General features: G+C 51.0%; 17 protein-coding genes and 1 pseudogene. 8 read left to right on the forward strand and 10 right to left on the reverse strand.

Annotated features, from left to right (window positions below; translation table 11 throughout):
- Positions 1 to 16 precede the first annotated feature (16 nt).
- The 5 genes from HC231_RS07815 (at position 17) to HC231_RS07835 (ending at position 3,771) form a co-directional block, all read left to right on the forward strand.
- Positions 17 to 757, forward strand: coding sequence for an amino acid ABC transporter ATP-binding protein (locus tag HC231_RS07815; protein ID WP_208230489.1), 741 nt, complete (start codon positions 17 to 19; stop codon positions 755 to 757).
- A gap of 23 nt (positions 758 to 780) precedes the next feature.
- Entirely contained in the window at positions 781 to 1,476 is a 696-nt protein-coding gene (locus HC231_RS07820) for an amino acid ABC transporter permease (protein ID WP_208230490.1), read from the forward strand.
- 12 nt (positions 1,477 to 1,488) lie between these two features.
- Positions 1,489 to 2,181, forward strand: coding sequence for an amino acid ABC transporter permease (locus tag HC231_RS07825; RefSeq protein ID WP_208230491.1), 693 nt, complete (start codon positions 1,489 to 1,491; stop codon positions 2,179 to 2,181).
- A gap of 35 nt (positions 2,182 to 2,216) precedes the next feature.
- Positions 2,217 to 3,098 (forward strand): transporter substrate-binding domain-containing protein, encoded by an 882-nt coding sequence (locus tag HC231_RS07830; protein ID WP_208230492.1) that lies wholly within the window; start codon positions 2,217 to 2,219, stop codon positions 3,096 to 3,098.
- A gap of 145 nt (positions 3,099 to 3,243) precedes the next feature.
- On the forward strand, positions 3,244 to 3,771 hold the full coding sequence (locus HC231_RS07835; RefSeq protein WP_246494725.1) for an L-2-amino-thiazoline-4-carboxylic acid hydrolase: 528 nt from the start codon (positions 3,244 to 3,246) through the stop codon (positions 3,769 to 3,771).
- Positions 3,772 to 4,029: 258 nt separating this feature from the next.
- Here the strand turns inward: HC231_RS07835 and HC231_RS07840 are convergent, their stop codons facing one another.
- Positions 4,030 to 4,242, reverse strand: coding sequence for a hypothetical protein (locus HC231_RS07840; RefSeq protein ID WP_208230493.1), 213 nt, complete (start codon positions 4,240 to 4,242; stop codon positions 4,030 to 4,032).
- 309 nt (positions 4,243 to 4,551) lie between these two features.
- Here HC231_RS07840 and HC231_RS07845 point away from each other — a divergent pair, with 309 nt between their 5' ends.
- On the forward strand, positions 4,552 to 5,118 hold the full coding sequence (locus HC231_RS07845) for an RBBP9/YdeN family alpha/beta hydrolase (protein ID WP_208230494.1): 567 nt from the start codon (positions 4,552 to 4,554) through the stop codon (positions 5,116 to 5,118).
- Between the two features lie 22 nt (positions 5,119 to 5,140).
- Here the strand turns inward: HC231_RS07845 and HC231_RS07850 are convergent, their stop codons facing one another.
- The 8 genes and pseudogenes from HC231_RS07850 to HC231_RS07885 all read right to left on the reverse strand — a co-directional run bounded on the left by HC231_RS07850 (position 5,141) and on the right by HC231_RS07885 (position 16,427).
- Positions 5,141 to 6,982, reverse strand: coding sequence for an ABC transporter ATP-binding protein (locus tag HC231_RS07850; RefSeq protein ID WP_208230495.1), 1,842 nt, complete (start codon positions 6,980 to 6,982; stop codon positions 5,141 to 5,143).
- Between the two features lie 90 nt (positions 6,983 to 7,072).
- Entirely contained in the window at positions 7,073 to 8,857 is a 1,785-nt protein-coding gene (locus HC231_RS07855) for a gamma-glutamyltransferase family protein (RefSeq protein ID WP_208230496.1), read from the reverse strand.
- A gap of 23 nt (positions 8,858 to 8,880) precedes the next feature.
- Positions 8,881 to 9,753: an ABC transporter permease gene (locus HC231_RS07860; RefSeq protein WP_208230497.1), complete on the reverse strand. Its 873-nt coding sequence runs from the start codon at positions 9,751 to 9,753 to the stop codon at positions 8,881 to 8,883.
- On the reverse strand, positions 9,750 to 10,697 hold the full coding sequence (locus tag HC231_RS07865; protein ID WP_208230498.1) for an ABC transporter permease: 948 nt from the start codon (positions 10,695 to 10,697) through the stop codon (positions 9,750 to 9,752). Before HC231_RS07865 ends, HC231_RS07860 begins: the two co-directional genes overlap by 4 nt.
- 283 nt (positions 10,698 to 10,980) lie before the next feature.
- A complete protein-coding gene (locus HC231_RS07870; protein WP_208230499.1) occupies positions 10,981 to 12,492 on the reverse strand; it encodes an ABC transporter substrate-binding protein in 1,512 nt (503 codons plus the stop codon).
- Between the two features lie 55 nt (positions 12,493 to 12,547).
- Positions 12,548 to 13,291 (reverse strand): FadR/GntR family transcriptional regulator, encoded by a 744-nt coding sequence (locus tag HC231_RS07875; protein ID WP_208230500.1) that lies wholly within the window; start codon positions 13,289 to 13,291, stop codon positions 12,548 to 12,550.
- Positions 13,292 to 13,703: 412 nt separating this feature from the next.
- Positions 13,704 to 14,299 (reverse strand): annotated as a pseudogene (locus tag HC231_RS07880) (ATP-dependent Clp protease proteolytic subunit).
- A 1,216-nt stretch (positions 14,300 to 15,515) separates the two neighbouring features.
- The gene (locus HC231_RS07885; protein WP_208230501.1) at positions 15,516 to 16,427 is read right to left on the reverse strand and encodes a LysR family transcriptional regulator; all 912 of its coding nucleotides are present in this window, start codon (positions 16,425 to 16,427) and stop codon (positions 15,516 to 15,518) included.
- A gap of 100 nt (positions 16,428 to 16,527) precedes the next feature.
- On the opposite strand from HC231_RS07885, the gene aptA reads away from it, so the two are divergent.
- Positions 16,528 to 17,859 carry an omega-aminotransferase AptA gene (gene aptA, locus HC231_RS07890; RefSeq protein ID WP_208230502.1) on the forward strand — a complete coding sequence of 444 codons (1,332 nt, stop codon included), beginning with the start codon at positions 16,528 to 16,530 and terminating at the stop codon, positions 17,857 to 17,859.
- 31 nt (positions 17,860 to 17,890) lie between these two features.
- Here aptA and HC231_RS07895 read toward each other — a convergent pair whose 3' ends face one another.
- Positions 17,891 to 18,280: a tautomerase family protein gene (locus HC231_RS07895; protein WP_208230503.1), complete on the reverse strand. Its 390-nt coding sequence runs from the start codon at positions 18,278 to 18,280 to the stop codon at positions 17,891 to 17,893.
- Between the two features lie 105 nt (positions 18,281 to 18,385).
- Here HC231_RS07895 and HC231_RS07900 point away from each other — a divergent pair, with 105 nt between their 5' ends.
- Positions 18,386 to 19,306, forward strand: a complete 921-nt coding sequence (locus HC231_RS07900) for a LysR family transcriptional regulator (protein ID WP_208230504.1) — start codon at positions 18,386 to 18,388, stop codon at positions 19,304 to 19,306.
- Positions 19,307 to 19,428 lie beyond the last annotated feature (122 nt).

Below are 19,428 nucleotides of genomic sequence, written 5' to 3' on the forward strand. Positions count from 1 at the left end.
AGCATAGGAAATATTAATGATAAGGTTAGAAAATATTCATAAGCGTTTTGATGATGAAGAAGTATTGAAAGGCGCATCAATAGATATCAAGAAAGGTCAGGTGGTTTGCCTTATCGGACCAAGCGGCTCGGGTAAAACAACATTATTAAGATGCATAAATTTCCTGGAAAGAGCTGATAAAGGTCGTATTACCATTGGTTCAGTCTCCGTGGACTGTGAAAAAGCAAGTAAAAAAGATATCGAAAATATCCGTGCGAAAACCGCGATGGTATTCCAGTCATACAATTTGTTTAATAACAAAACCGCATTAGAGAATGTTATGGAAGGGCTGGTTTACGCTAAAGGAATAGCCAAAAAAGAAGCCAAAGAAATTGCCGAAAATTTGCTGCGTAAAGTAGGGCTGGCCCATAAACAAGATACTTACCCCAGTAAATTATCCGGCGGCCAGAAACAGCGCGTCGGCATAGCCAGAGCCCTGGCGATGAATCCCGATGTCCTCCTTTTGGATGAGCCTACCTCAGCCCTGGACCCGGAAATTGTCGGCGAAATATTAAAGCTGATTAAGGAAATTGCTCAGGAAGGGCAAACCATGATTATCGTCACGCATGAAATGAGTTTTGCTAATGAGGTTGCTTCAAATGTGATCTTTATGGAAAAAGGGTTGATCGTTGAAGAGAACGTTCCTGGTGAAATATTCAGTAATCCTAAAGAAAGCAGGACGAAAGAGTTTTTGGAACGCATTAACTTCACGATATAAACCGGTGACATGAGACTATTATAATGGAAAGTAAATTTATTGACACATCTCAAATTATTGAAATTTTTCCTAAGCTATTAGAAAATTTATCAGTAACCTTATACATTTCTATCACTTCGCTGGTCTTCGGTTTATTACTTGGCCTGTTGTTGACCATGATGCAAGGAAGTAAACGCCTTTTGCTAAAGGCAACGGCATCAATTTATATTGATGTAATGCGGAGTACGCCGTTACTACTATTAATCTTTCTGGTTTTTTTCGGTTCAAAGGTTCTTTTGAGTCAATTGGGCATCAGCCAAAGATTATTTAGTGATAGTTTTTTTGCAATCCTGGCTATCACTTTAGGAATGAGCGCCTATTTTTCTGAAATGATGCGCTCGGCCTATAACTCCGTTGATAAAGGGCAGCTTGAGGCGATAAATAGTCTGGCTATTCCCGTTTTTGGCGGATTCATCCGCATCATTTTGCCCCAGGCCACGATCATCGCCATTCCTAATCTGGGAAATTTAATGATTAATATTGTTAAACTGACCTCGTTAGTCAGTTTGATTGGTATTGTAGACGTGTTTGGCCGCGCTAAAAAAATCTCAAACAGTAATTATGGAGTAAACCAGCTAGAGGCGTTTATTTGCGTCATTATTATTTACTGGTTAATTAATGTGCTAATTGATGTTGCCATGAAGTTCTTAGAAAAGAAATATCGCTATCTATTAGATTAAAAGGTATATATTGTGTTCAGCTTAGATTTCTTCATTGTTAACTTTCCAGTCGTTTTACAAGCTGTTCCGTTGACATTAGGCATTGCTTTAGCATCAGTTATATTATCGACTCTGTTCGGGTTCATTCTGGCTGTCATAAAAATAAGACGCACACCGGTACTTTATCCTATATCGTCTATATTCATGTCGTTTAGCCGTTCTGTGCCAAACCTGGCTGTTCTCTACTTTTTATATTTTGCTTTTCCTTATTTTGTCGGCGCATTAAGAGGGGATTACTCCATTGCGTTGGGCGCTAATAAATTAAACCCTAATCTGGTGGCGATAATAACCTTTACCATTACGTTTAGCGTCTATTTTGCCGAGGTTTTTCGCTCTGCGTATTATTCCGTCGATAAAGGGCAGTTTGAGGCGGCATGGTCGATTGGTTTGCCGACCTGGACCTATTTACGGCGAATTATTTTTCCTCAGGCCACAATCCAGGCGTTGCCTAATTATACAAGCGTAGTTATCGATTTAATTAAAGATACGTCTTTGGTTTATACCATCTCCGTAATGGACATTATGGGGAAAGCGACATTTGTCGCAGCCAGAGGATTTCACTATATTGATGCCTATCTTATTGCATTTGTGATTTACTTGATTATTTGCTTCACCATCTCAAAATCATTGCGTTGTTTAGAAGTTAAACTGAGTTGTTACAAATGAGAAATTATAATTTATCACAGGAGTTAGTTAATATTATGAGTAAGAAATATTTATACACAATAGTTGCAGCTCTGGCCATTGGTTTATCGGGATGTGATAATTCATCTGAGCCTGGCAATACTGCTGCGAACAATGGCAATACTCCGGCGAGCAGTCAGGTGAAAGAAGTTGAAATTGTTATCAATGAAAACTCTTTTCCATTTTCTTTCGTTGATGATGAGGGTAAATTTTCAGGCTATGATGGCGAATTGTTAACTATCATTGATGAAAAACTGCCGGAATACTCATTTCATTTTAATGCCGTATCCAGAGATGCGATGTTGGTCGGTTTATCGACCGGAACCTATAATTTAGCGGCGAATCATTTCTATATTAATAAGGAACGCGCTGAAAAATACGATTACTCAAAAGAGCCTACCGGCTTAAGCGATTTGCGGTTGATCGTAAGAAAAAACGATACCGAAATAAACTCCCTGGCTGATTTTGCCAAATCGGGAAAACGACTTGTGCCTATTCATGTCAGCGATGCGCGCTATCAGGTTATTGCCGATTACAATGCGGCTCATCCTGATAACCAGATTGTGTTACAGGCGACGGGCGAACAAACGGCGGCTGATATCTTCAAATCTGTTGCTTCCGGTGAATACGATGCGGCGATTTATCCGATCGGCGCATTCCTGGCCGTTACTAAACAAATAGATTTGAATTTAAAAGTCTCCAACTCTGTGGGTATCTTCCCGAATGTCTTTTTATACAGTAAAACGCCGGAGTCGGCTGAGTTATTAAAAGCGGTTGATAAGGTATTGGTCGATCTTAAAAATGATGGAACATTAGCCAAATTGTCGGTTAAATGGCTTGGCGAAGATGTTTATGCGTTGGATGGCGCCAAAGATATTAAAGTGCCAACTAATTTTTAAGCCATACTTTCATCCCAAATGATGCGTGATTTTCAAACGGTAAATCACGCACTTTGAAAGAATTGATTTTAATCATTGGTTTTATTGGTAATAAAGCTATTCTATAAATAGTTAGTAAATTGAAAATAATAAGTATGAGGCTGCAATGATGAGTGATGAACTGTTAGATAAAATCAGGGGAAATAATACCCCATCATTAACCGATGAGGTAACTCTGGCGTTAAGGGGCGTGACGGAAAAAAGAGCGTCCACTATTGCCAATATGATTGATGAGGCCCAAAGCAAAGGGCTTGATGACGGCTTCGCTCGTGCGGCTATTTATAATTATGGCGCCGCCAACGGCAACGATATGGCTCAATCTATGCAAGACCCTAATGATATGCTTGAGTTTTCACAATCATTTACCTCCGGTTTGGAAGCTAAAGTTTATGAGATGGAATTAATTAAAGCGACGGAAGATGAGTTTCAGGTTCATTTTCATTATTGCCCGTATGTTAATAAATGGTTGCAACAAAATAGAAGTGTCGGTGAATTGGCGAATTTATGCGATATTTGCATGGAAGGCGATAAAGCATTGGCTACGGCCTTTTCGGATTTAGAATTCGAACTGGGTAATACCATAGCTAAAGGCGGCCGCGTATGTGAAATTACCTATCGTAAGTCACAATGTTAAAATAATTAATTGTTCGCCGGTTGTAATTGCGGCGATGCCGTATTCTTGCAAAAACCTTATCGCCGGTGTTTCCCTTGCCGTGATATATCGCCAGCGACGATTCATTAGGACAACCCCGGAGATAAGGTGAGAGATTTTTGTTTTTAACGGTATTGTAAGCTAATTGGCATCAGCCTGGTGATTAGTCTTATCAAATAGTATTATTTGTGCTGTTGTATTTTTTAATGCATTTGCCAGAGAAATAATGAATTTATTGTTTTAACAAGCATTTTCAGGGATGATGATTTTTTTCATTGAGATAATAAAGTAATCGTCCTTTTTAAATATTTTTCCGCCTCGATCTGCACTCATCATAGCAAGTTTGAAAAAATCATCGCTTCCGATATCAAAGGCCAACTTTATTTTTTTAGCAATGCCGGATTTAATTAGCTCTTCAGCCTCATGATATGTAGATGCCTGAACTAATGACATAATAACTCCTTCAATGAAGTGTTGTGGGTAATCCTTATGTGTCAAATATACTTTATTTTTATTTCACTAAAATGAATAATTGTTTACAGTTTAATGAATTGGCGCTATTTGATTATAACCGGTTGATTCCGCAGGGAAGGGGGCGGCCGGCAAAGTAGCTGCGCTAACCCGGATACGGCCTGAAGTATGACGCGCATATGGAGCTTTTTTACTTTTTTGACATGCTTCTGACACAGAAACGCGTTATGGTTGCTCCGTTATCTGCTTACCACGTTCGTTGAGTTGTTCCTGGAACAATCGGGAGGATGTATGAGCTATGTTAATAACATCATCATAGTACATGGATTCTTATCAACGCCACGGCACCATTGGTTCCAATGGTTGCGCCAACAGTGTGAAGACGCCAACGTCCACGTTCTTATCCCCAAAATGCCTATGCCGCGTGCGCCCAAGCCAGATAAATGGCTGGCGAAACTGAGTAAAACCATTGATATACCAAATGAAAAAACCTGGTTTATTGGTCATAGCCTGGGGTGTATCACCGTTTTACGCTACTTGTCTTCTTTGCGCGGGCGGTTGAAAGTCGGGGGCGTAATCTTGGTTTCCGGTTTTTCAGAACAGATTGAAACGCATCCGGAACTTAACGATTTCACCGCAGCACAGATTGATTTCGATTTATTACGCCAAACGATAAAACATCGCATCGCCATCCTGTCGTCCAACGATCCCGTCGTTGCCCCGCATCATACGGTAAAACTGCGCGAGCAGCTGGATGCAGAACTATACAGCTTTACCGGATGCGGACATTTTCTAGGCTGTGATGGTTTTCATCAATTTCCCGCATTGAACAACATACTGCGTAACTACTTAAAATAGTCCCGCTTATCAGCGGATTTTATCAAGACGCAAAATTTTCCATCACCAGGTGTCCGGGGGCGACTTCCGTATAGATTCGCTGCGGAGGCGCATAATCGAGAGGCCGGACGGGGCTCCTCAACTCATCAATGGCGGCGTTGCGGCGCACTCGCCGGCGCGCAGGGTCGGGAACCGGTACGGCGGCAATCAACTTCTGGGTATAGGGATGCTGCGGGTTGGTAAAGATCGCCGCGCGCGGGCCGATCTCGACGATTTCCCCCAGACACATCACCGCCACCCGATGGCTGACGCGCTCCACGACGGCCATATCATGAGAAATAAAGAGAAATGCAATCTTGAACTGCTCTTGTAGGTCGAGCAATAGATTGCAAATCTGTGCTTTGATCGACACATCAAGGGCGGAAACGCTCTCATCAGCAATGATAACCTTCGGATTGAGCGCCAATGCACGGGCAATCGCCACGCGCTGGCGTTGGCCGCCGGAAAATTCATGGGGGTAGCGATCCATCATCGCTGGCGATAGTCCTACCCGTTCCAGCAGGTCGGCAGTCCGTCTGCGCGCTTCGCTATGGGTCGCCAAGCGGTGCTTGATCATCGGCTCGGCGACGGCGGCTCCCACCGTCATGCGGGGATTAAGGCTGGAGAACGGGTCTTGGAAGATCATCTGTACGCTGCGGCGCATGGTGCGCAGCCCGATTAGATCGAGATTCAGCACATCGAATCCGTCAAGCATGACTTCGCCGCTGCGCGGTTCAATCAGCCGGGTAATTGAACGGCCGGTGGTCGATTTCCCACAGCCGGATTCCCCCACCAGCGACAGCGTCTCTCCCTGAAAAAGATCAAACGAAATGTTTTCCACCGCATGTACCGCGCCGCTTGTGCGGCCAAGCAGACCGGAGCGAATATCGAATCGCGTCACCAGGTTCTTTACCGACAGTACCGGCGTGCGGCCGCCTTCGACCGTATCCGGCACATCTTTGGCTTCCGTGATCGCTCCGCTTGCCATATCGATGTGCGGGAAGCGGAGCGGCCAGGCGTGGCCCTCCATGGAACCGAGCTTCGGTACCGCGGCCAGCAGCGCTCGCGTGTAAGGATGTTTTCCATGATGAAAAATATTGGCGGTTTCGCCGGTTTCCACCTGATCGCCGCGGAACATCACAATCGTGCGATCGGCGATTTCCGCTACCACGCCCATGTCATGGGTGATAAACAGCACGGCCATGCCTTCTTCTTCCTGCAACTGCTTGATGAGATCCAATATCTGGCCCTGAATGGTAACGTCCAGCGCGGTAGTGGGTTCATCGGCGATCAGCAGTTTGGGGCGGGAGGCCAGCGCCATGGCGATCATCACGCGCTGGCGCATCCCGCCGGAAAACTGATGGGGGTATTCATCGAACCGCCCCTGAGCATTGGGGATTCGCACCTTTTCCAGTAGACGGATGGTTTCCGCCCGGGCTTCGGCTTTATCCATGCCCTTATGACGGCGCAGCACCTCTGAAATTTGTCTGCCGATGGTGAACACCGGATTGAGCGACGTCATCGGTTCCTGAAAGATCATGGCCGCGTCATTACCGCGCACGCCGCGCATACGCTTTTCCGACAAAGACAGAATATCTTTGCCGTTGAGTACGATCTTCCCTTCAATACGGCTTGCGCGGGGATCGAGCAGACGCATAATGGAAAGCGAAGTGACGCTTTTGCCGGAACCGCTCTCGCCGACGACCGCCACCGTTTCTCCCGCCTTTACCTCGAAGGAAATATCACGAACGACCGGTTTCCATTGTCCGTCCACCAGGAAGGCGGTAGTGAGATTCTGAACCGAAAGTACGGTTTCCGGCGTCGGCTTTATCTCATTTATGGTCATGTTTTTCCTCAACATCATGCTGCTGTCTGTCGTGTATCGAACCATCGGCAAGCCCGCCGGTTCGATAACCGTCCGCTTTGAGCCAATTTGTCATCGGCCAATCGCATATGCCTGCATCAGGCGCGGCGTGGCGGCCGCGTGCAACAGGCCATCGGGATCGCGTCGGGCGGCGGTTAAGCGCCCGATCGTCCAGGGAGCGGCGGTGGAAATTTTATGGCCCCGCGCGCTTAACGCCGCCAATACGGCTTCGCCAATACTGCTTTCGATCATCACATTGCCGGGTTGCCGGGTACGCGGATAGAACGAACCGGGAAAATGCGCGGTATGGAACAGCGGCAGGTCGATGGCTTGTTGCAGGTTCATACCGAAATGCGCGTAACGCAGAAAGAACGACAGCTGCCACTGGTCTTGCTGATCGCCGCCGGGCGTACCGAACGCCAGCGTCGGCCTGCCCTGATACAGCGCCAGCGAGGGCGTCAGCGTGGTGCGCGGCCGCTTGCCGGGCGCCAGCGATGTCGGCAGGCCGGGCTTCAGCCAGAACATCTGGGCGCGGGAATTGAGGCAGAAGCCAAGCCCCGGAATGATGGGGGACGATTGCAGCCAGCCGCCCGACGGCGTGACGGAAACGATATTGCCTTCGCGATCGATGACATCAATATGCACCGTGTCGCCGCGTTTCTCTGTGAGGTGCGACATGGTAGGTTCATAGACGGCGCCGGTGCCGCGCATGGCGTTCAGCATCCGCAGGGTGAGATCGTACTGTTCCTCAAAGCCGGGCAGGCGGCCGGGGCGCAAATCCAGCGACGCTTGCGCGCCAATCAGTTTGCGGCGCTCCCGGTTGTAACTATCGGAAAGCAGCGTCTCAATCGGCACCTGGGAAAATGCGGGATCGCCGTAATAAACTTCGCGGTCGGCGTAGGCCAGCTTCATCGCTTCCACTACGGTGTGTACAAATTCAACTCCGGCCGGATCCATTGCGCCGATATCGATGCCTTTCAGTAAAGCCAGCGATTGCAGTAGCACCGGCCCTTGTCCCCATGGCCCCGTTTTGGCGATGGTCCAGCCGTGGTAGTCGTAGGTGAGGGGTTCTTCGATGGTGGCGCGCCAGTTAGCCAGATCTTCGGTGGTCAGCACCGCCTTGTTACGCTTGCCGCTGGCGTCCATGACTTCGGCCGTCTTTAGGTAGTCGCCGATCGCGTCGGCGACGAAGCCGCGATAGAACGCATCCCTTGCCGCTTCAATGCCCGCTTCGCGGCCGGTTTTGGCTTCGGCTTCGCTGATGATCCGCCGCCAGGTATTGGCCAGAACCGGGTTTTTGAAATTTGACAGCGCTTCCGGCGCTGCGCCGCCCGGCAGCCAGGTGGCATAGGAGGTCGGCCACTCTTTTTTGAAAAATTCGCCGAGATCGCCGATCGTCGCCGCGACGCGCGGCAGCAGCGGATGGCCGTTTTCCAGATAGTGGATCGCCGGCTCCAGCACCTGGCGCACGCTCATGGTGCCGTAATCGCGCAGCATCAGCATCCAGCCGTCAAAGGCGCCGGGAATGACGGTGGCAAGCAGGCCGTCGCCGGGGATCAAATCGAGTCCTTCGTCGCTATAGCGCTCGATGGTGGCGCCGGCCGGCGCGGTTCCCTGCGCGCAGATGACTTCTACTTTGTCTTTCCTGCGGGAATAGATGACGGCGGGCATATCGCCGCCGGGGCCGTTCAGATGGGGTTCGAATACCTGCAAGGCAAAGCCGGTCGCCACGGCGGCGTCAAACGCGTTGCCTCCCTTTTCCAGAATGCTCATGCCGACGGCGGAGGCCATCCAGTGGGTTGACGTCACAACGCCGAATGTGCCGAGGATTTCGGGGCGAGTGGTGAATGCGTGCATAACGATATCCTTTTGTCTGTGTTTTAATTTTCGCGCGGATCGAGCGCATCGCGCAGACCATCGCCAAGGAGATTGAAACCGATAACCACCAGGAAGATCGCCGCGCCGGGCCACAAGGCCATCCATGGCGCCTGCGTCAGGAAGTTTTTGGCGACGTTGAGCATGGAGCCCCAACTGGCGGCCGGCGCCTGCTGGCCCAAACCGAGGAAGGAAAGACTGGCTTCCGCGATAATGGCGGTCGCCACCGTCAGCGTAGACTGAACGATAATCGGCGGCAGGATGTTCGGCAGAATATAGCGCAGCAGAATATCGCCATGCCCGAGACCGATGGAGCGGGCGCCTTCGATATAGTCCTCGTTTTTTACCGCCAGCACCTGCGAACGCGTCAGACGCACGAAAATCGGCATGGCCGAGAGGCCGATTGCGATCATCGCGTTGGTCAGGCTCGGTCCGAGAAATGCCGCCAGCGCAATCGCCATGATCAGAAAGGGCATAGCGAGAAACGCTTCGGTAATGCGGGAGATGACCTGATCGATCCAGCCGCCGAAGTAACCGGAGATCAGGCCGAAGGGAACGCCCGTCAGCACCGCGATGGCGACGGAGATCACGCCGGCCATCAGCGACGCCTGCGCCCCCCATACCATGCGCGCAAGCACGTCGCGGCCGATATCGTCCGTACCGAGCCAATGAACGGCGGAAGGCGCCTTGCGGATGGCGCTCCAACTGGTGGCATAAGGATCGGCCAGCGGCAGGAAGGGCGCCAGAATCGCCAGCAGGGTGAAAAAGACGATGATGATCAGACCGGCAATCGAGCTACGGTTGCGCTTCATCTTTTTCCAGGCCCGGCTTTCCCGAACGGCCTGCGGCGCGGCCAACTGTGGATCGGAAATACTCATAGCGCGCTCCTCATTCGCGGGTTAAGCAGAACGGCGATAACATCGGCCAGCAGATTCATGAAAATAAAACCCACTGCGGTGCAGAGCACCACGCCCTGGACCACCGCATAGTCGCGGTTGAATACCGCATCGACAATCAGCTTGCCGAAACCGGGAATGGTAAAGATCTGCTCGGTCAGCACCGCACCGGCGAGCAGTTCGCCAAACAGCAGCGCCGTCAGCGTAATAATCGGCGAAAGCGCATTACGGAAAGAGTGGCTGAGCACCACCTCGCGATTGGAAAGCCCTTTGGCCCGCGCGGTGCGGATATAATCCGACTTCATCACCGACAGCATCGCCGAGCGGGTATGGCGCATCAGCGTCGCCGCCAGCGCCGTGCCAAGCACGAATGCGGGCATGATCGTGGTTTGCAGCGAGCGTGCCGGATCGACGAATATCGATTCATAACCGGAAGCGGGCAGCCAGCCAAGGTTTACGGAAACCAGCAGGATCAGCATGATGCCGAGCCAAAAGTTGGGAATGGAAAGGCCGGAAAGCGCCACGATATTGGCGATATAATCAACGAACGTGTTTTGTTTTACCGCCGCCAGAATACCGATCGGCACGCCGATAATCAGGGCGAAAAACATCGACATTAGCGCCAGTTGGATAGTGACCGGCAATTTTTCGCCGATAAGATCCAATACCGGTTGATTGGTGCGCAGAGATACGCCGAAATCTCCCCGGACAACGTCGCCAAGCCAATAGAAATACTGATAAACGACGGGATCGTTCATCCGGTACTTATCGCGCAATAGCTCAATAACGGCCGGATCGCGCTCTTCGCCCGCCATCGCCAGTATGGGATCGCCCGGCAGCAGCTTCTGCAATGAAAAAACGAAAATAGAAATGATCAACAGAGTCGGTATCGCTACCAGCAGCCGTTTACCGATGTAGATATGCATGAAAGCGACTCCTCGTTCAGACAAGGCTTAACCGGATATCCCGAAAAGCGCCGCAGACGTTTCCGGGATGTTGACGGAACAGGCTTACCCCTTCATCTTTCAAGCCGCAGGTGTGTTGGCTACGCTCATTACTTGGCCCTTCCCTGGGCCTCGCCCCGGTGGGGCCGCTGCAAGCAGCGTTCAAATCTGCTCCAGGCAGATTTGTCACCCGAATCACTTACTGGTGTAAGCTCATCGGGACTCTCTCTCTTGCCGCCTTCCTGCATCTTGAAATCTATCGGGCTTAATTGCCTTTCTTCACCCCCGTCAGGCGGATCATGCCGTCGGCCGACGGTTCGAAGCCGGTGATTTTTTTTGAGTAGGCATAAAGGTAGGCCTGATGGCCGAGATAGATAAGCGGCAGATCGTCATCCAGGATCTTGGTCGCGGCATCGTATTTTTCCTTACGCACGGCGTTGTCCGTCGATGCGCGAGCCTCGTTCAGCAGCTTGTCGACTTCCGGGTTGCAATATTTGGTGTCGTTGATGCCGCCCTTGCAGGTGACGAACTGGTGAATATTGCCGTCCGGATCGGGGCGGCCGGACCAGTCGGAGCGTGACAGAACATAATTTCCCGCCGTCTGTTCAGACAGCAGGGTGGCGAACTCGGTCGCCTTCAGCCTGACGTTAAAGCCCGCTTCGGCGGCCATCGACTGAATCACCTGCATCATCTGAGTCTGCGTGGTGTTGTTGGCATGCTGAAGTTCGATGTCGTATTTTTCGTACCCGGCTTCTTTCATCAGGGCTTTGGCTTTTTGCACGTCGCGCGCCGGAACCGGAATATTCTTGTTGTACCACGGGCTGGTGGATGGCCATGGCTGATTGCCGGCCAGCGCGGTTCCTTCAAACACCACCTGATTAATTGCTTCACGGTCGATGGAAAGCGAGAAGGCCTGACGCAGCCGCTTATCCTTGCCGAACGGATTATCAGCCTGCGGGCCATTGCCGATGTTGACGTACAGCGCCATATAGCCCGGCCCGACGACTTTGCCGTAAACGAGGTTCGGGTTTTTTTGCACCGCTTCGGTATCGGACGCCGACAGGCGCTCAATCATATCAAGCTCGCCGGACTGCAGGTTGGCCAGGCGCACCGTGGTGTCAGGAATTGGAAGGAAGGTAACCTTATCGATAAAGATATTGTCGGCATTCCAGTAGTCGGCAAATTTCTCCAGCACGATACGATCCTGCTGAACGCGCTGAACGAATTTAAAGGCGCCGGAGCATACTGGATTGGAGCCGAAATTGGCGCCCAGTTGTTTGCCGGCCGTCGGCGAAATCATCATGCCGGCACGGTCGGATAGCTGGGCCAGAAGGCTGGCGTCCGGACTTTTTAGCGTGAATTTGATCTGATATGCGCCGGTCGCCTCGACTTTAGCGATGGAGGCCAGCTCGCTCTTGCGGCGCGACTCCGGCATCGTCATGTAACGTTCGATATTATAGACGGCGGCCTCGGCGTTGAAGGGCGTCCCGTCATGAAACACTACCCCTTGACGCAGATCCATGGTTAGCGTGTTGCCGTTGTCGCCCCATTCCCATTTAGTCGCCAACTGGGGAATAATCGACAGGGTATTGTCCACATCGACCAGCTTGTCGCACAGACTAGTGTAGACGATACGACCGACGAAAGTTCGGGACTGTGCGGGATCCAATACGTCCGCATCATCTTGCAGACCGATACGCAGTTCCGCTGAAAACGCCGCGGAAGCCATTAAAGTCCCGGCCAGCAATAGCCCGGTCTGTTTGGTAAGTCGGTTCATGTCGTCATTCCTCTGGTCGGTTATCGCTGGCCGAATTGACGGCCCGCCTAAAATATCAGTCTGACTCTTCACCCAATGCCGCCGGGGCGAAGTAGCCCAGCGACGTTTGACGTATCAGCCTTTCCTCAAGGCTGAGCAAATGCCGGCGCATCGCCTCGCCGGCTTTTTCCGGATCGCGCGCGGCGATGGCCTCTATAATTTCGTTGTGGTGAATTCGTGATTCAGCCAGCGAAGCGTTCTGCCTGCGCGCCCGCTCGCGAATGGCCTGCCAGGCCGGGTCTTGCCGGACGCGGTTGACGACGTCGAACAGCGACAGAAAAAGCTGGTTGCCGGCGCTCTGCGCAATCAAACGGTGCAGTGAACCATCCCAGAGTTCGCGCCAGTCTGCGTCGGTTCGTTCGTAAATTTTATCGCGCAACGCCCGCATGCGTTCGATATCCCTCGGCTTGGCCCGCAACGCCGCCAACTGCGCCAACTGCGGCTCGATACGCAGTCTCACCTCCATGATCTCCATGAAATTGGTACCTTCGATGAGGTCGGCGGCGTGGGTGCCCCAGTGGTCCGGTTTTTGTCCGAGGAAGGTGCCGGCCCCCTGTTTGCGCCAAATAAGCCCCTCCGCTTCAACCACTTCCAGCGCCCGGCGGACCTCCCGTCTGCCTACGCCCCAGCGTTCCGAAAGCGCCCGTTCCGTAGGTAACTTGCCATTCGGCTCAATGGCGCTTTCGCTCAACAGCTCCCGTAATCGCTCCAACGCATAATTGGAATTCTCTGCCGCTTTTTTTTCTATGGTTCTACTCATTGGTTCATCCCAATTCTCAATTGGTTCAAACAGACCATGATATGTATGGGATGTCAATATGTCGGATAAAGGCGGGAAAGCGCGGCTATCTCACGAAATCACTACGGCATTGATGCTTTTTGCATCAATGTACCGTCAATTGAGTCGTAAATGGTTCAAAGGTTATTTCCGCAGCGGTTTTTACAGAGAGATATATCGTTCCGGGATGGCCATATTTTTATGTTATGCGTGAAAAATAGGGCAACGCCGGCTGGGACAGGTAACATCGGCGATAGGCATATAGACGCGATATGCCGGCAGAGATATTGATGGGATAAGCGGTTATATGGCGTTCCATGCTTGCAAGGCTACTATGCCGCCGCTTTTCGGCCAGCGTGCGGCATGAGGCGTGAATCCGTTTGGGCTGGCGGAGTTAGGCTTCCAGCTCGTCCCAACGCGTAATCAGATGGCTGGCAATGCCATAATCGATGGCTTGTTCCGGCGTCATCCAGTAGTTGCGATCGGTATCTTCCACGACTTTTGTCAGCGGTTGCCCGGTAGCCTCGCTGATCAGTTTGTTAATGCGAGTGCGGATACGCAACAGTTCATTCGCTTCAATCTGAATATCGGTGGCCGGACCCTGAACGCCGCCTAATGGCTGATGTATCATGAAGCGGGTATTCGGCAGGCTATAGCGATTCTGTTTATCCGCCGCCAGATAAATAGTAATGCCCGCGCTGGCCACCCAGCCGGTGCCGATAACCAGCACTTTGGGCTTAACGAATTTAATCATGTCATGGATAGTATCGCCCGCTTCGACATGTCCCCCTGGCTGTTAATAAATAACTTGATGGGTTCATCGCCCATTTCCTGCAAAATAAGCAATTGAGCGGTGACTTTCTCTGCCAGCGCTTGTGTTATTTCACCTGAAATAATAACCGAACGTGATTTAAGTAATTCATTGGTGGCGAAGGAAGCACTTTTATCCTGCTTGTCATTTTCTTGTTCTTTTTGCGGTTCTTTAGGCATTATCAATACTCCATTGTTTGGCGTCTTTAATATTTAGGGCTAGTTTAGCATGGTGAGGGTAATTATCGTGCGCCGATCGGATAAATAGCCGTAATAATAGACTATGCGTTTATTCTTCCATTAATTTCCCGGTAATGCAGTGACCGGGCGAATCCCCGAACGCGCGCCGAAACATCGCGATGAAATTACTTGTCGAGGCATATTCCTGCGAGTCCGAAACTTGCGTGACGGAGATGCCTTGCTCCAGCATCGCCAATGCGTGGAATGCTTCGCCTGCTGCCGCCAGTGCGAAATGCTTGGTCCCGTCTTCTTAACATCAGACCGTAATGTGCCGACTGACATCGCGCCCGCCTTGGCCCATTTTTCCAGCGTCAGGGGGCTTGCCGGGTCGGCAGGTATCTTCAGTGTTACTCGCAGCCGTCGCGGATTCGAGGGTAAAGGCAGAGGAAGGGGTTTGCGCGGCGCCGACGAGCTTCATCCTGGACTATGGAAGCAACGAGCGCTGGCTCTTTCCCTTGAGGCGTTATCTCTTTTTATGAATTTGTCTTTCAGTCTCTCTCTTTGGACTTGACAACGAAGCCAAAATAGAACAAAACTAAACCGTTTGGTTTTGTTATGTCTCTTTATAAATGGTTTTGTGGTTATGGGGGTTATATGAAGGCCGTGATTTTCCTGGGGTGTTTGGCGTCAGCGCTGCTGCTGACCGGGTGCGTTTCTCTGTTCTGATAAATATGTGAAGGATGGTGCGCGGCCGATGGCTGCGCTTACCGGAGATGATTTTATGAAAAAGCTATTTTTGCTGAGCAGTATAAGTCTGGTGTTTTTGCTATCCGGTTGTTTATCTATTGGGACTCATATCTAGATACATCGTTTTGTTACGAGCTAGAGAAGAAGGGGAATATCAACATTATCTGCATTGGTTGGCGTTCTAATGAGAAACGATGCAAGTTTTTCGATGAGTCCTGATTCTTTATCTTACATAAAATCGAATGATATTGATTCGCGTTGTTGGTACGGGCCGTCACTCATTGCTGCGGCAAAAGAAAGATATTTGCCGCAGCTTGAGGGCGAGCTACGTATTTCGCCGTTACCCAAGTCCGCGCCGTTCCCATTAAGCCGTTAAAAGATTATTTATATATAACTGGGTGATTATCCCATTCTGTAAAGTTGCCGGCGCGTTGGCCTGCGGTACGGCCATATATATAGATGGGGAAGATTATTTTTCGATGCCAAGTGCGGAGAGAAACAGTTTCAATATCATATTGGGTTGAGTGCCTTTGCGGGTAACGATGGCTATTTTTGAGCTGTAGAACAACCTGTCCGTTTCGATGGCTCGCATCATACCTCGCTCCACCCAGATATTCGCATAATGGTCGGGGAGGAAGCCTACAAATTTCCCGGTAAGAATCAGAAATGCGATGCCTTCGCGATCTGACGCCGTTGCACAGCAGTTAATCATCCGGTGGAGGGATATCTCTTCGGCGGTCATTCGATAACTGGGGGCCACCGCCTCCGTTGCGTTAAGTTGGCCAATACTGATAGGTTCCGTTTTGTCGAACAGTGCGTGCCCGCGTCCGCAATAGAGATTCGTCCGCTCTTCATAAATCTCAATATAATTAAGACTTGGCAGCGGGGAGATTAACGGCAGGGCGCCGACGTGTAATCGTCCCTCTATCAACCCGCGTTCAATCTCCGAAGGGGTGCTCATGCTTAAGTTGATTCGCACATCCATACCCTGACCGCGTAATACCGTTAGCGCGTTTGAAATAAGCATTCTGGGTTGGGTGATCAGGTTATTGATAATACCGATGTTGAATTCACCTCGCAGTTGCTTGTGCAACTGATTGACCTGCTGACGAAATGTTTCGATAGAGGTCAATAGCGATTCGCTGATACGAAGGATTTCCCGCCCCTCGTCCGTTAGCGCGAAGCCCGCGCGTCCCCGCTGGCATAGTCGCATACCCAGGCGTTTTTCCAGATTGGACATATGCAGGCTGATTGCTGAGCGGGTAATGCCTAGCAGACTTTCGGCGGAGGAAAAACTGCCGCATTCGGCGACGGTTTTAAATACTCTGAGTAGTTTGAGATCGAAATCGGTGACTTGCCCCAAACCTTTCTGTCTGCCCATAGTTTTAAAAAAACATAACTGATGATCGAATAATCTAGATTTAACTCACCATTGAATCTGAGGCAAACTTTTATTACAGAATCCTGTCTGGAATTGTCTCATGGCCGAAGTTAATGCACTAGATTCACTGAATCTCAACTCTCATTGGATGCCGTTTAGCGCCAACCGCAATTTTCACCGCGATCCGCGAATCATCGTCGGCGCGGATGCCCGCTGGTTAGTGGACGCTCATGGCCGCCGAATTTATGACAGTCTCTCGGGACTCTGGACCTGCGGGGCAGGGCATTGCCGCAATGAAATCCAGCAAGCCGTAGCCAAACAGCTTAGCACGCTGGATTATTCCCCAGGCTTTCAATATGGTCATCCGCTGTCTTTTCGTCTGGCGGAAAAGATCGCGGAGTTGATGCCCGGCGATCTCAACCACATATTTTTCGCCTGTTCCGGTTCTGAATGTGCGGACACCGCGGTGAAGATGGCTCGCGCCTATTGGCGGCTAAAGGGGCAACCGGCGAAAACCCGGCTGATCGGCCGCGCCCGTGGCTATCACGGCGTGAACGTTGCCGGGACCAGCCTCGGCGGTATCGGTGGCAACCGCAAGATGTTTGGTCAACTGATGGAGGCCGATCACTTGCCGCATACTTTGCAGGATGGTATGGCCTTTACCAGAGGAATGGCGGCGACAGGCGGCGTGGAGTTGGCTGATGAACTACTCAAACTAATCGAATTGCACGATGCTTCGAACATTGCGGCGGTGATTGTGGAGCCGCTTTCAGGCTCGGCCGGCGCGATCATTCCTCCGCAGGGCTATTTGAATCGCCTGAGAGAGATCTGCGATCGGCATGATATCCTGCTGATTTTCGATGAAGTTATTACCGCATTCGGACGCATGGGCAAATATACCGGCGCCGATTATTTCGGTGTTACGCCCGATATCATCAACTTTGCGAAACAGATCACCAACGGCGCCATCCCGATGGGCGGCGTCGCAGCCAGCAGCGAAATATATAATACCTTTATGCAGGCGCCGCTGCCTGAACACGCCATAGAGTTTGGTCATGGCTACACCTACTCGGCGCATCCCGTGGCTTGTGCCGCTGGTTTGGCAACGTTGGAACTGTTAGAGAAGGAGCAATTGATTCAGCAATCCGCCGCGCTGGCGTTGCCTTTTGAAAACGCGCTTCATACCCTGAAAGGAACGAAGAATGTCGTTGATATTCGTAACTGCGGGCTGGTGGGGGCGATTCAGATTTCGGCCCGAGACGGCGATCCTTCCGTGCGGCCGTTTGAAGCGGGAATGGCTCTATGGAAGAAAGGTTTCTATGTTCGTTTTGGCGGAGATACGCTTCAATTCGGACCGATATTCAACAGCACCGCTGACGAATTAGATCTGTTATTCAACGCAGTGGGCGAGACACTACAGCATCTCGCTTGAAAAATTCTGGCCGATAATTATAACGCCGGCACTACAAGGTGCCGGTTGCATATTGCGCTTCGCCATAACCGAAGCTCCAATCGCTTTTCTGATTAGTGATGAAGGTGATCATTAGATCATTGCCATTAATTCCGCAATGCCGTTTAAATTCCTCAGCCAGCAGCTTCATAAACCGCTGTTTCTGTTCATCGCTGCGAGGGCTGGTATAAACGCGCACCATAACCAGCTTATCGCTGCGTGTGAAACCTAATCCCGTATCCTGAAACAGCATCTGATTACGTTTTCTTTCATTAATAATCTGATAACGATCGCGTTCCGGCACTTGAAAAGCGGCCAGAACCACTTGGTGCGCTGTATCAAGCAGGGTTTGCAACTCGGCGTCCGAGCGGCCTTCAATAACATCAAATTGTAATAACGGCATACTTATTCTCTAGTAGGTGATATCAATGATGCCATTTTAGCTTTTCAGCTAGCCGAGAAAAAGCGCTATAGTTGAATTTATTATTTACTATTTTGAACAATCCCAATGAAGACTCCTCCAACAGATGCGTTATGGATGCACTTATACTTGCTGACCGTGCTGGCTGAGCAGCAAAGTTTCACCCGCGCAGCGGAACGGCTTGAAATAAGCAAAGCGGCAATGAGTCAGAAAATTAAACAGTTGGAGGAACAGATCGGCGTGGCGTTGGTACAGCGCACCACCCGCAGCGTCCGCCTGACCAGCGCAGGGGAGCAATTGGTGGCGGATCTGCAGCAGCCGTTTGCCCAAATATCCCAAAGTTTCTTGGCCGTGCGGGATGCGAGCGGCCCGGTACGCGGGCTGGTACGCGTTACCGCGCCGGTGGCGTTTGCCCGTCAGCAACTGGTTCCGCGCATCAGCGAGTACTTGCGCGCGTATCCTCAGGTACGCGTTCAGCTTGAAGTGTCTGACCGCATGGTGTCGCTGGTCAGCGAAGGATTCGATTTGGCTATTCGCCATAGCAACCTTTTGCCGGAAACCCATGTGGCGCAGCAACTGTGCGCTACGCGAACGCTATTGGTCGCGTCGCCGGATTATCTTGATTCGCACGGAACGCCCGACCATCCATTGACGCTGGCGGATCATGACTGTCTTTATTATCCGCGCGGCACCGATCTGCCGCGTTGGCGTTTTATGCATTGCGCGCGGGCCGGGGAAACGCTGGCGGTGGATGTGAAGGGGCCGTTCGCCACGAATAATAGCGAATCTGTACGCGATGCCGCGTTAAGTGGGCTGGGGATTGCGATGCTGCCGGACTTCAGCGCGCGCACGGCCATTGAGTCAGGCGCGCTGCGTGAAGTACTGCCGGATTGGCGCATTGTCGACGCGTTCGCCGACAATATTTGGATTATACGCCCTTATGCGGCCCATGTGCCGCGTGCGGTAATATCGTTTTCCCATTGGCTGCGCTCGCAGTTCGTCCATTGACCAAGCCGGTGCCTACCTTCTTTTTACAACGGTTTATTTACCTAGCTTTGCTCATTTGAGAACGTAAACAATTTTAGTTTATATTAGGAGCTAAAATAAAAAGCTGGAGGCGCTTACGGTAA

Source organism: Brenneria izadpanahii, from assembly GCF_017569925.1.
GTDB lineage: Bacteria > Pseudomonadota > Gammaproteobacteria > Enterobacterales > Enterobacteriaceae > Brenneria > Brenneria izadpanahii.

Excerpts from the sequence above, each read along its gene's own strand:
- HC231_RS07815 (WP_208230489.1), top strand. The coding sequence starts at position 17 with ATGATAAGGTTAGAAAATATTCATAAGCGTTTTGATGATGAAGAAGTA.
- HC231_RS07820 (WP_208230490.1), top strand. The coding sequence starts at position 781 with ATGGAAAGTAAATTTATTGACACATCTCAAATTATTGAAATTTTTCCT.
- HC231_RS07830 (WP_208230492.1), top strand. The coding sequence starts at position 2,217 with ATGAGTAAGAAATATTTATACACAATAGTTGCAGCTCTGGCCATTGGT.
- HC231_RS07835 (WP_246494725.1), top strand. The coding sequence starts at position 3,244 with ATGATGAGTGATGAACTGTTAGATAAAATCAGGGGAAATAATACCCCA.
- HC231_RS07840 (WP_208230493.1), bottom strand. The coding sequence starts at position 4,242 with ATGTCATTAGTTCAGGCATCTACATATCATGAGGCTGAAGAGCTAATT.
- HC231_RS07845 (WP_208230494.1), top strand. The coding sequence starts at position 4,552 with ATGAGCTATGTTAATAACATCATCATAGTACATGGATTCTTATCAACG.
- HC231_RS07850 (WP_208230495.1), bottom strand. The coding sequence starts at position 6,982 with ATGACCATAAATGAGATAAAGCCGACGCCGGAAACCGTACTTTCGGTT.
- HC231_RS07855 (WP_208230496.1), bottom strand. The coding sequence starts at position 8,857 with ATGCACGCATTCACCACTCGCCCCGAAATCCTCGGCACATTCGGCGTT.
- HC231_RS07860 (WP_208230497.1), bottom strand. The coding sequence starts at position 9,753 with ATGAGTATTTCCGATCCACAGTTGGCCGCGCCGCAGGCCGTTCGGGAA.
- HC231_RS07865 (WP_208230498.1), bottom strand. The coding sequence starts at position 10,697 with ATGCATATCTACATCGGTAAACGGCTGCTGGTAGCGATACCGACTCTG.
- HC231_RS07870 (WP_208230499.1), bottom strand. The coding sequence starts at position 12,492 with ATGAACCGACTTACCAAACAGACCGGGCTATTGCTGGCCGGGACTTTA.
- HC231_RS07875 (WP_208230500.1), bottom strand. The coding sequence starts at position 13,291 with ATGAGTAGAACCATAGAAAAAAAAGCGGCAGAGAATTCCAATTATGCG.
- HC231_RS07885 (WP_208230501.1), bottom strand. The coding sequence starts at position 16,427 with ATGGGCAGACAGAAAGGTTTGGGGCAAGTCACCGATTTCGATCTCAAA.
- aptA (WP_208230502.1), top strand. The coding sequence starts at position 16,528 with ATGGCCGAAGTTAATGCACTAGATTCACTGAATCTCAACTCTCATTGG.
- HC231_RS07895 (WP_208230503.1), bottom strand. The coding sequence starts at position 18,280 with ATGCCGTTATTACAATTTGATGTTATTGAAGGCCGCTCGGACGCCGAG.
- HC231_RS07900 (WP_208230504.1), top strand. The coding sequence starts at position 18,386 with ATGAAGACTCCTCCAACAGATGCGTTATGGATGCACTTATACTTGCTG.